Below are 12,552 nucleotides of genomic sequence, written 5' to 3'. Positions count from 1 at the left end.
TTGTGCTCAATAAAAGCGACGTTATAAGTACTTTAGCTAAATAGCTTTCCAGAAGGCCTGAAAATCACGATACCTGCCGTAGCAGACCAATTCGTCTCCTTCTTCCACTTTCTCATTTCCCGGTAATTCATTCTTCACATGAAGCTCGGTCAGAGAGATACCCAGGCAGTTGGTGATCTTATTCGCCCGTTTCAATCCTATCATTTTTAAATGAAACTCTTCATCCAGGTTTAACTCATTCACAAAATATCCTACAAATTTCTCCGGAACCGTGAACTTCACAACATAATAATCCTGATCGATGCGGAATCCTTCCATGTTAGTACCGAAGTCGAGCAGTTGTACCAGGCTGCGGGCAGCATCTTCTTCCGGAGTCAGGATTCGTTCCAGATCAAAAGCTTCAAGCACTGCTTTATGTACGGCATCAATAGCACGGGCAAAAATACGGGGAACCTTTTTCTGCTTCAACAGGGCAACGACTCGTATCGACGCACCAAAATTCTCTCCAATCGCTACAATAACTATATCCACACTATTCAATGGCAACACTGATAATGATTGTTCGTCAGTGGCATCAATGACAAAAGCTGTAGCAACCTTATCTTTGATGGAGTCTACACGACTTTCGCTTATATCCGCACCTATAATTTCGTGTCCCAAGGCGGACAGTTCTTCCGCCAACACATGGCCGTAATTTCCTAAACCAATAATAATATACTTCATAGCTTTAGTTTATTATGATGTTATCACTCGGATAACGGTATTTTGTATTCTTTTTCTGTTTGACGATTCCCAACATCAATGTTATTAACCCCACACGACCAATAAACATCAACAAAGACACCAATAGTTTGCTTGCGTCGCACAAATGAGGGGTCAGATTCAGACTGGAACCTACGGTACTAAGCGCAGAGACACATTCGAAAGTCAATGCCATAATGGAAACACCCGGTTCGAGTATGCTCAATGTGAAAATAAAAATGAATAAGACTCCCAATGACATGACTACTGTTGCATTGGAACGCCGGATTGAATCGTAAGACAATTCTCTGCCGAACACTTCCACTCGTTCAGTGCCACGCAATACGGCTACAAGATTCAGAACTACGACCGCAAAAGCATTTACTTTCACACCACCTGCCGTGGACTGTGATCCACCGCCCACCCACATCAAGAATAGATAAACCAACAATGTCTGCACGCTCAATGATGCCAGGTCGACACTGCTGAAACCGGCTGTTCGCGGACAAGTGGCATTAAAGAAAGCTTGTGTCCACTTATCTGCCACAGGCATACCGGCAAAAGAACCATTCCACTCAAAAGCAGCAATAGCCAATGTGCCGATTAATAAAAGCAAGAAAGTCATGATTAACACGATTTTCGTATTCAGGTTATAGAGGTGCTGCATTTTATGCCGATCCAGTTTGCGGGTACGAATCAATTTCCAGAAACGACGGAGGTGATACAATACAATATCCTTGAAATTGACAAGGATGGGGAAACCGATACCACCAAAGATAATCAATAGAGAAACGGTAATAAACAACCAATTATGGTTAGTCATCACCATCGGATTTCCTAAATTGCCGGAAAGCGTAGAAAAGCCCGCATTGCAAAAAGCTGAAATAGAATGGAAAGCAGCAAAACCCAACTCTCCTTCCAGAGTCATTCCCAACGTTCCGTGAATACTAAACCAAATCGAAACCATACCGATCCCTTCAATCACTAAAGTGAAGCCTAATATATATAATAAAGTAGACAGCAAAGAACCTAATGAATTGGAACTAACCATATCACGCACAACAAGCTGGTTGTAAATGGAGGTATTCCCCATAAAGAACATGGCGAAGAAACTGGTTAATGTCATCACTCCCAATCCGCCAATCTGAATCAACAGGATAATGACAACTAATCCCGAAGTGGTGAATGTAGTAGACACGTCTACCGGTACCAAGCCTGTAACGCATACGGCACTGGTAGCGGTAAATAAAGAGTCTACCCAGGTGATACCATTTACCGTGCAGCGCGGAAGCATCAACAAGCCTGCTCCAATCAGAATAATAGCCATAAAACTAACTGCCAATATCAAAGACGGATTGGTACGCCGTCCCAACAGACGCACCAGCCCATTGGACAGATTGAGGAAAGAAAGAACTAACAATAACAGAAGATGATAAAACTTCCCATGTAAGAATTCCCAAATATGCAAAATAGCTCCTTCTTCTTCCGGACGATGGAATATAACAGGTACCAACGTGAGATATAACAATCCACTCAATATCCAGGCTAATCGCCGGTATTGTTTTTTGGTATTCCGGTATTCCAGCGAGATATGTAAAGTTACATCAATCAGAAAGATGATCCAGACAGTTTTATACAATGTCTGTAAATTCGCCACTTCATCAATAGACAAGGGAAAGCCATGTTCATATACTACTCCGACAATCAATAATAATGACGCCAGATAGGTGAGTGCTTCTACCAGCCCTAACAAGATACGTACATAGGGTTTTAGCAGTTTATTCTGATACAATAAAAACTTATGATAAATCTTCATATCATCTTTTTTAACGGGGTCGTGCAAACTTAACTAAAATAACAATCAAATGCGATTCTTTGTTGACAAAATTTTCCGAATATTAAAAATTTGAGTACTTTTGGCAACAGAAAACTAAAAAACTACAATATTATGAGTGAAAAAAGAAAACGGTATATTCTACCGGAAGAAGAAATTCCACATTACTGGTACAACATTCAGGCTGATATGGTGAACAAACCTATGCCTCCGTTGCACCCGGGAACCAAACAACCGCTGAAAGCAGAAGATTTATATCCGATTTTCGCAAAAGAGCTGTGTCATCAGGAGCTGAATCAGACGGATGCATGGATCGAAATACCGGAAGAAGTGCGTGAAATGTACAAGTACTATCGCAGCACTCCGCTGGTTCGTGCTTATGGTTTGGAAAAAGCACTCGGCACTCCGGCTCATATCTATTTTAAGAACGAGAGCGTAAGCCCTATCGGTTCGCATAAATTGAACTCTGCATTGGCACAAGCTTATTATTGCAAAGAAGAAGGGGTGACCAACATCACCACTGAAACCGGTGCCGGACAATGGGGAGCCGCTCTTTCTTACGCAGCCAAGGTTTTCGGTCTGGAAGCTGCCGTTTATCAGGTAAAAATCAGTTATGAACAAAAACCATACCGCCGCAGCATCATGCAGACTTTCGGAGCACAGGTCACTCCTTCTCCATCTATGTCTACCCGTGCCGGTAAGGATATTCTGACTAAACACCCCACTTATCAAGGTTCACTGGGAACTGCTATTTCGGAAGCTATCGAACTGGCACAAATGACTCCCAACTGTAAATATACGCTCGGTTCCGTACTTAGCCACGTAACTCTTCACCAGACTATTATCGGACTGGAAGCTGAAAAACAAATGGAAATGGCAGGCGAATATCCGGATATCGTGATCGGTTGTTTCGGAGGTGGTTCCAACTTCGGAGGTATCTCTTTCCCGTTCATGCGCCACACCATACAGGAAGGAAAAAAGACTCGTTTCGTTGCTGCCGAACCTGCTTCTTGTCCGAAACTGACACGTGGTAAGTTCCAGTATGACTTCGGTGATGAAGCCGGATATACTCCGTTGCTGCCGATGTTTACTTTAGGACACAATTTTGCTCCGGCTCATATCCATGCCGGTGGACTTCGTTATCACGGCGCAGGTGTAATCGTTTCACAGTTGCTCAAAGATAATCTGATGGAAGCGGTAGATATACAGCAACTGGAGTCTTTCGAAGCCGGTTGTCTGTTTGCGCAGTCCGAAGGTATTATTCCGGCTCCCGAATCCAGCCACGCTATTGCAGCGGCTATCCGCGAAGCTAACAAATGTAAGGAGACAGGAGAAGAGAAAGTGATTCTGTTCAATCTTTCGGGACATGGTCTGATCGATATGGCTTCTTATGACAAGTATTTGGCCGGTGATCTGGTGAATTATACATTGAATGACGAAGATATTCAGAAGAATTTAGACGAGATAGGAGATTTAGCTAAATAAATTACCTACCAGTTTCAAGTTTCACCACCGATTACACAGATTAACACAGATTTAATTGTAATTCGAAGATTGTCGATATAAAAATCCGTGCTAATCTGTATAATTGGTGGTATTTTTTCATTCCCTATATTTACTTTCTCTCTATTGAATACCTCCATATAAAAGATTTTGCTATCTTTGATGCCATTATTAATCTTATGAACTAATAATGAACAGCCTTAAAAAAACAACAATCTGTCTACTCTTTCTATGTATAGGGGTTAATTGCGTTTTTTCTGAAGTTCCGGAGCAAATTAACTTCTCTTATATTTCTATTAACGAAGGATTGTCACAAAGCACCGTATTCTCTATCGATCAGGACCAAAGAGGTAATATGTGGTTCGCTACCTATGATGGAGTAAACAAGTATGACGGGTATTCATTTACAGTTTATCAACATAATGAAGAGGATCCGAACAGTATTGCTAATGACATTTCACGAATCGTAAAGACTGACAGTCAGGGACGTGTCTGGATCGGTACGCGGGATGGTTTGTCATATTATGACGAAGAAAAAGACAAATTCAGAAATTTCTTCTACGAGAAAAAGGGCAAACGGCAACAAATCAATGGTATTGCAGAAATCTCACCGGAACAGTTGCTTATAAGCACACAGGAAGGACTGACCATGTTCGATATTAAAGAATCCAAGTTTGTAGACGATTCTTTTAGTACCGCTATGCACAAGCTTATAGCTTCAGCTCTTTACAGACAGGGGGATATTATCTATATCGGTACCCCGGTCGACGGGCTTTACAGCTATTCCATTCCTCAAAAGAAACTGGAAAAGATTACTCCGATAACGGAAACGAAACAGATTCAGGCCATTTTGCAGCAATCTCCTACCCGTATATGGGTAGCCACCGAAGGAACCGGCCTGCTTCTGCTCAACCCGAAAACGAAAGAGGTCAAGGCTTATCATCATTCTTCTTCCAATCCTAAAAGTATCAGTTCCAATTATATCCGCTCCCTGGCACTGGATTCGCAAAATCGCTTATGGATAGGAACGTTCAATGATCTAAACATTTATCATGAAGGAAGCGATTCTTTCGTTTCCTACAGTAGCAATCCGGTAGAAAACGGCAGTTTGTCACAACGTTCGGTTCGCAGTATCTTTATGGATTCGCAAGGAGGTATGTGGCTTGGAACCTACTTCGGGGGATTGAACTATTACCATCCTATCCGCAACAGATTTAAGAATATCCAGCGTATTCCCTATAAAAACTCTCTAAGCGATAACGTAGTCAGCTGCATTACGGAAGATAAGGATAAGAACTTATGGATAGGAACGAATGATGGTGGTTTGAATTTGTATAATACAAAGACACAACAGTTTACGCACTATATCTTACAGGAAAACGAACGAGAAATCGGTATTGGTTCCAACAACATCAAAGCCGTATATGTAGATGAACAAAAATCACTTGTATATATAGGGACACATGCCGGCGGACTGACTGTCCTCCATCGAAACAGTGGAAAAATGGAAAGTTTCAATCAGCTGAACAGCCAGTTAGTTGATGAGAATGTATATGCTATTCTTCCTGACAAAGGGGGAAACCTCTTATTGGGGACATTAAGTGCTCTGGTTAGTTTTAACCCGGAAAAAAAGAGTTTTACCACCATTGATAAGGAAAAGGACGGTACCCCATTTACTTCACAACGAATCACAATCCTGTTCAGAGATTCCCATAAACGGCTTTGGATCGGGGGCGAGGAAGGTATATCTGTCTTTCAGCAGGAAGGACTCGAGATAGAAAAGGTGCCTATTCTTCCGGAATCATCTGTAACAAAGACGTTTACCAATTGCATTTACGAGGCGGACAACGGTATCATTTGGGTAGGTACGCGTGAGGGCTTCTACTGTTTTAATGAGAAAGAAAAGAAAATCAAACGATATACTACAGCTAACGGTTTACCCAACAATGTGGTATATGGTGTTCTGGAAGATACTTTCGGACGTCTTTGGGTAAGTACCAACCGTGGTATTTCCTGTTTCAATCCGGAAACAGAGAGGTTCCGTAATTTTACGGAATCCGACGGATTACAGAGTAACCAGTTTAATACTTCTTCGTTCTGTCGTACTTCAAGTGGTCAGATGTATTTCGGAGGTATCAACGGAATCACTACTTTCCGCCCGGAACTATTGTTGGATAACCCTTATACGCCTCCGGTAGTTATCACCAAACTTCAACTGTTTAACAAGACAGTTCGCCCGGATGATGAAACCGGTATCCTGACTAAGAATATCAATGAAACAGAAAGTATCACCCTGAAATCATGGCAAACTGCTTTCACGATTGAATTTGTAGTATCCAATTATATTTCCGGACAACATAACACTTTCGCTTATAAACTGGAAGGATATGACAAAGAGTGGTATTATCTGACAGATAAACGTACTGTCTCCTACTCCAACCTGCCACAAGGCACTTATCACTTTTTGGTAAAAGCTGCCAATAGTGACGGAAAATGGAATACTGTACCTACAATGTTGGAAATCATAGTTCTCCCTATATGGTACAAGACCTGGTGGGCAATCATGATTTTCCTCGCCACTTTTATCGGGTTTATCACTTTCGTCTTCCGCTTCTTCTGGATGCGTAAGAGTATGGAAGCGGAACTGGAACTTGAACGCAGGGACAAGGAGCATCAAGAAGAAATCAACCAGATGAAGATGCGTTTCTTCATCAATATTTCGCACGAGCTTCGCACGCCGTTAACTCTCATCTTAGCTCCTTTACAAGAAATAATCAATAAGATTAGTGATCGCTGGACTCGTAACCAGCTGGAATATATCCAACGCAACGCCAATCGTCTGTTGCATCTTGTCAACCAGTTGATGGATTATCGCCGTGCCGAATTGGGAGTTTTTGAGCTGAAAGTAAAGAAAGAGAATGCGCATCAACTGATACAGGATAATTTCTTGTTCTACGATAAACTGGCACGCCACAAGAAGATTACTTATACTCTCCACTCCGAACTGGAAGAAAAAGAGGAACTTTTCGATCCGAATTATCTGGAACTGATCGTTAATAACCTGCTTTCAAATGCTTTCAAATATACAGAAAGCGGGCAAAGCATTACTGTTACGTTGAAAGAGGAAAACAACTGGCTGGTACTGCAAGTTAGTGATACCGGTATTGGTATTCCTATCAACAAGCAGGGAAAAATATTCGAACGTTTCTATCAGATAGAGAGTGAGCACGTAGGAAGCGGCATCGGGCTGTCATTGGTACAACGTTTGGTGGAACTGCATCACGGACGTATTGAGTTAGACAGTGAAGAAGGCAAAGGTAGCACTTTCTCTGTTTATCTGCCACAGGATATAAATATCTACAAACCTTCCGAATTAGCTTCTAATGACGCTAAAAATGAGGAGGACCAAGTTTATTCTACCAACTCGAAAGAGATGTATTTCATTGATACGGAAAAAGTAAAAAACGAAGCGATCGAAACCGGTGACAAGAAACGTGGTACGATTCTTATCGTAGAAGACAATAATGAAATCCGCCATTATCTCAGTAGCGGACTTTCCGAACTTTTCAATACATTGGACGCCGGAAATGGTGAAGAAGCCCTGGAAAAACTGAAAGAAAATGAAGTTGACATTATTGTGACTGATGTCATGATGCCTGTGATGGATGGTATCAAGCTATGCAAGAATGTGAAGCAGAATATCCGTACCTGTCACATTCCTGTGATTATCCTGTCTGCCAAAAGCGAAACCAAAGATCAGATGGAAGGTCTGCAAATGGGAGCAGATGATTATATCCCGAAACCGTTCTCACTGGCTATCCTGACTACGAAGATACAGAATATGATGCGTACCCGCAGGCGTATGCTCGAACGGTATTCCAAATCTCTGGAAGTGGAACCGGAAAAGATTACGTTCAACGCCATGGACGAAGCTTTATTGAAACGTGCCGTAGCCATCGTAGAAAAGAATATGGATAATATTGAATTCTCTACCGACGAGTTCGCCAGAGAAATGAATATGAGCCGTTCTAATCTGCACCTCAAATTGAAAGCTATCACAGGTGAATCGACTATCGACTTTATACGCAAGATTCGTTTCAATGAAGCGGCAAAACTACTGAAGGATGGCCGTTATACAATAGCAGAAGTCAGCACAATGGTAGGATTTAATACGCCGTCTTACTTTGCTACGAGTTTCAAAAAGTATTTCGGATGTTTGCCTACGGAGTATATTAAGAAAGCAAAGGGATAAACAACTAGAGAGGTAAATCCAAAAATATTATGATTTTTACGGAATCCAATCCATAAAAATCATAATATTTTTGGATTTGAAGAAAAAAAGCTTGAAATTTGTTCTTAAATAAAAGAGGTCAATTATGATAGCAAGAATATTAGAACAAACGATTCAAGAAAAATTAGGGCAAGGCAAGGCCATTATAATAATGGGACCTCGCCAAGTTGGGAAAACCACTTTGCTAAAACAGATGTTTACAGACAGCAATGATATTCTCTGGCTGAACGGAGATGAACAAGATACCCGTAGCCTATTCGAGAACATATCGGCAACCCGCCTGAAATATATATTCGGGCAAAAAAAAATAGTTATAATTGATGAAGCACAACGTATCGAAAATATAGGATTACGTCTGAAATTAATTACCGATCAGATAAGTGACATCCAATTAATTGCTACAGGAAGTTCCTCTTTTGACTTAGCTAACAAAGTTAATGAACCTCTTACCGGAAGAAAATGGGAATATAAAATGTACCCGCTTTCTTTCAAAGAAATGGTCAACCATCATGGGCTACTAGATGAGAAGCGTCTCATCCCCCATCGTCTGGTGTATGGTTATTATCCAGATGTCGTTACACATCCCGGTTCAGAAAGCGAAATACTAAAACAGCTTTCCGATAGCTACTTATATAAAGATATCCTGGACTGGGAGCATATCAAGAAGGCTGATAAGATTATGAAACTTCTTCAGGCATTGGCCTTTCAAATTGGCTCAGAAGTTTCTTATAATGAATTAGGGCAATTGTGTGATCTCGATCCCAAGACAGTGGAACGCTACGTGATATTACTCGAACAATCATATATAATCTTCCGGCTGAGTTCATTCAGCAGAAATCTAAGAAATGAGTTAAAAAGCAGCAGAAAAATATATTTCTATGATAATGGAATACGCAATGCTGTAATCGCTAATTTCTCGTTGGCGGAAACTCGTTCAGACATAGGAGCTTTATTCGAAAACTTCCTCGTTTCAGAACGTATCAAATACCTCCAATATAACCGTTTATGGCATAATACATGGTTTTGGCGCACAACAGCTATGCAGGAAATTGATTTAATAGAAGAAGGAGATGGTAAACTAATGACTTATGAATTTAAATGGAATCCTAAACGCTCCGCCAAATTCCCCAAAGCTTTTTCAGACAATTATCCTGAAGCAACTTTCACCGTGATTACTCCTGACAATATAGAAGAATTTCTATTGTAGGTACAAGGTGAAAGTTTGTACATAACAAACAACCCTAATGTATAAGACAGTACTTTTCTTTTTTCAGTAAGGTTTTGATCTAAATTCATAGTTACAAAGATTAATCTAGTGCAATAGTCTTTTTAATATTTCTTCTTGGAGCTATTATTTTCTTCGTTCCCTAATAAATTTGCGTTCCACTTAAGTGGAGCGATAGTTCAACTTAAGTGGTTCTATCGTTCGACTTAAGTGGAACGCAAACTAGAATGTAGAGCTAATTATTATTTATAGAAGATAGGAAACTAAACACAGTATTAAGACAGCTTATCTCTTATTGATTATTGACAACTAGCGTTTAGTTCGTCTCCGTACCGTTCCCCTCCCATATCAAAATGAATTAGTTCATTTCATAAATGAATAGGATGAAGGTTACATTATGATGTATAAAAAGCTTAATATCAGCCTAAAAACCGTTTTTCTAAACATTATTAATATATGATTCAACAATATTAATATCAAAAAATCATTTTTTGAACAAAGTGTGAACAAGACGGATTAGCATTTATAAATAAACAGACTACATTTGTAAACAGTAAAATATAACTTTTAATAATTAAAACCTAATAAAGTATGAAGAACATCTTCTTTATTTGTATGTTCGGTCTGCTAGCATTTGCCGGATGCTCAGACAACGAGGAGGAAATATTGACTGGAGGCAATATAGACATAGATATGCTTCCTCCTAATCAACCTAATGATGTGATCGATGAAAAACTATTTGCAGTTATCAATCTTGATTATCCAGGACTGGAAAAAGCTAAAGAATTTTATAATTCAGGGAAATACTACTATGCAGTAAATGAATTATTAGAGTATTACAGAAATCGGACAAGTGTCATCAACCCTAACATTCAATTGATGAACACACCAATTACGGCATCTGAACTAAATATAGCTGACCAAGCATTAGAAAACAGATTTTATGTTAGAGGATTTGCAGAGCGAGTTGAGGATGGAAAAGAAATCTATTATTCTTTTACTAAAGATAATAAAATAGACTGGTCGTTCATTCCCAGTAAAGTCACTGACCAAGAATTTAAATATCAGATTCATCGCCATCAATGGATGCTTCCACAAGCAAAAGCCTATCGCACAAGTCGTGATGAAAAATATGCAGAATCATGGATCAATGTTTACTCGGATTGGCTTAAGACTTTTCCTTATGAAGAAGGAACAACATTCCCCGAAGAAGGAGGAAAAGAGAATGATGTTGATTATCAATGGAAAGGTTTACAGGTAGCTGAAAGAGTTATCTCACAGATAGATATCATGACTTATTTCATTCAATCTAAAAATTTCACGCCAGAATGGCTCTCTGTTTTCTTGACAGCATTTGCCAAAGAAGTAGAATGTATTCGTTTGAATTATTATAAAGAAGGTAACATTTTGGTTACCCAAGCACAAGCTGTAGCAATGGCAGGCATACTTATGCCTGAGTTCAAGAATGCCAATGAATGGCTATCAGAAGGTTCTCAGAAACTAGGAGAACAAATAGATAAACAGTTCCTTGCAGATGGAGTACATTACGAATTTGACATTAGCTACCACGTTGGTGCCATCTCTGATTTTTATGAAACTTACAGAGTAGCTCAATTAAATAATAAAGCTGGCGGATTTCCGGCAGGATACCTTGAGAAGTTAAAATTACCTGCTCATTTTGTCATGGATATCACTTATCCTAATTACAGTGTAGAAAACTTTAATGATACCCGTTCCAGTCGTTTAGGAAAAAGTGTACTCATTAAAAATTTCAAAAAGTATGCAGAAATGTTCCCGGATGATCAAGAAATACAATGGATGGCTTCAGAAAGGCAAAGTGGATCCACACCTACTTATTTACAAAAAGCTTATACAAATGGAGGATATTATATTCTGCGTAATAAATGGGATGACCAATCTATGATGATGATCCTAAAAAACAACAATAATCCTAATAATAAATATCACTGTCAACCAGATAACGGTACATTTAGTTTATATAAAAAAGGACGTAATTTCTTCCCTGACGCAGGGTCATACGCATACAGTGGGAGCGATAGAGAGACCTATCGCGGAACAGCCAGACATAACACGTTAACCATAATGAGTAAAACAATACCTGATGATAGTATGAAAGGGAAATTGCTTCAATTAACAACAAAGACGGATGAAGCAACATCCTACGATGTCTTGGTTACTGAAAATCCGACATATACTGTTTCAGGTGAAAAACATCTGAATTTGACCCATCGCCGTTCTGTATTTTTTGTTAATCAAAAGTTCTTTGTGATAGTAGATGAAGGATATGATACCACAGCAGACCATAACAGTAACATCAATGTGAATTTTCATTTATGTCCTATTGAAAACGCATCGAGCGATGTCGTAATAGACGAAGGACAAAAAGACAGCCATATTTACGGTGCACATACGGCTTTTAGCGACAATAACAATATCATGCTTAGAACCTTTGTTGAAACAGCCAACGATTATAGCGCATCCGTAAAAACGACTAATACTTCTAATGATATAGGACAAAAAACCGAACGTAAAGGTTATCAAGTTACCATACGTAAACCTAAAATAGTAAATGGTGCTGCAAGATTCATTAGCATAATTTATCCAATTAATGATGGCGCGGAAGCAGCAAACATCAACATGACAGCCACATTTACAGATATAGCAGATGATGAAGCCGCTGGAACATTCCATGCAAATGGAACATCAGTAAAAGTAATTATTGATAATAAAGAATATAATTTATCATACACACTTAATTAATATATCTAAGAAATGAAACATGCATTATTAAAAACCAAATCAAGGCTTATAATGAGTCTGATGATAGTTATAATGAGTGTAGTTTATACATCTTGTGATGATACAGAAACTACCGATTCTACTAAATTCACAATATTCTACTCAGGTATGACTGATATAGGTCCTGATGAGTGGAAG

At 39.4% G+C, this 12,552-nt stretch carries 7 protein-coding genes; 5 read left to right on the top strand and 2 right to left on the bottom strand.

Features of this window, described 5'->3' with window-relative positions; translation table 11 throughout:
* Positions 1 to 36: 36 nt before the first annotated feature.
* Both BSAG_RS12440 and BSAG_RS12445 read right to left on the bottom strand, forming a co-directional pair.
* Positions 37 to 723 (bottom strand): potassium channel family protein, encoded by a 687-nt coding sequence (locus BSAG_RS12440; RefSeq protein ID WP_008770828.1) that lies wholly within the window; start codon positions 721 to 723, stop codon positions 37 to 39.
* 4 nt (positions 724 to 727) lie between these two features.
* The gene (locus BSAG_RS12445; protein WP_008770827.1) at positions 728 to 2,557 is read right to left on the bottom strand and encodes a TrkH family potassium uptake protein; all 1,830 of its coding nucleotides are present in this window, start codon (positions 2,555 to 2,557) and stop codon (positions 728 to 730) included.
* Positions 2,558 to 2,689: 132 nt separating this feature from the next.
* On the opposite strand from BSAG_RS12445, the gene BSAG_RS12450 reads away from it, so the two are divergent.
* The 5 genes from BSAG_RS12450 to BSAG_RS26060 all read left to right on the top strand — a co-directional run.
* Positions 2,690 to 4,060: a TrpB-like pyridoxal phosphate-dependent enzyme gene (locus BSAG_RS12450; RefSeq protein WP_004316593.1), complete on the top strand. Its 1,371-nt coding sequence runs from the start codon at positions 2,690 to 2,692 to the stop codon at positions 4,058 to 4,060.
* Between the two features lie 208 nt (positions 4,061 to 4,268).
* Positions 4,269 to 8,330, top strand: coding sequence for a two-component regulator propeller domain-containing protein (locus BSAG_RS12455; protein ID WP_008770826.1), 4,062 nt, complete (start codon positions 4,269 to 4,271; stop codon positions 8,328 to 8,330).
* Positions 8,331 to 8,454: 124 nt separating this feature from the next.
* The gene (locus BSAG_RS12460; RefSeq protein ID WP_004316595.1) at positions 8,455 to 9,576 is read left to right on the top strand and encodes an ATP-binding protein; all 1,122 of its coding nucleotides are present in this window, start codon (positions 8,455 to 8,457) and stop codon (positions 9,574 to 9,576) included.
* Positions 9,577 to 10,185: 609 nt separating this feature from the next.
* A complete protein-coding gene (hepC, locus tag BSAG_RS12465) occupies positions 10,186 to 12,375 on the top strand; it encodes a heparin-sulfate lyase HepC (protein ID WP_004302192.1) in 2,190 nt (729 codons plus the stop codon).
* A 12-nt stretch (positions 12,376 to 12,387) separates the two neighbouring features.
* Positions 12,388 to 12,552 (top strand): surface glycan-binding family protein (locus BSAG_RS26060; protein WP_008997502.1); only part of this gene is annotated, 165 nt, incomplete at its 3' end.

Source organism: Bacteroides sp. D1, assembly GCF_000157095.2.
GTDB lineage: Bacteria > Bacteroidota > Bacteroidia > Bacteroidales > Bacteroidaceae > Bacteroides > Bacteroides xylanisolvens.
The sequence above is the reverse complement of the archived record's forward strand: the minus strand, read 5'-3'. Positions and strand labels throughout refer to the sequence as shown.

Bases quoted from the DNA above. Each gene is read 5' to 3' on its own strand.
- BSAG_RS12450 (WP_004316593.1), top strand. From the start codon at position 2,690: ATGAGTGAAAAAAGAAAACGGTATATTCTACCGGAAGAAGAAATTCCA.
- BSAG_RS12455 (WP_008770826.1), top strand. From the start codon at position 4,269: ATGAACAGCCTTAAAAAAACAACAATCTGTCTACTCTTTCTATGTATA.
- BSAG_RS12445 (WP_008770827.1), bottom strand. From the start codon at position 2,557: ATGAAGATTTATCATAAGTTTTTATTGTATCAGAATAAACTGCTAAAA.
- BSAG_RS12440 (WP_008770828.1), bottom strand. From the start codon at position 723: ATGAAGTATATTATTATTGGTTTAGGAAATTACGGCCATGTGTTGGCG.
- hepC (WP_004302192.1), top strand. From the start codon at position 10,186: ATGAAGAACATCTTCTTTATTTGTATGTTCGGTCTGCTAGCATTTGCC.
- BSAG_RS12460 (WP_004316595.1), top strand. From the start codon at position 8,455: ATGATAGCAAGAATATTAGAACAAACGATTCAAGAAAAATTAGGGCAA.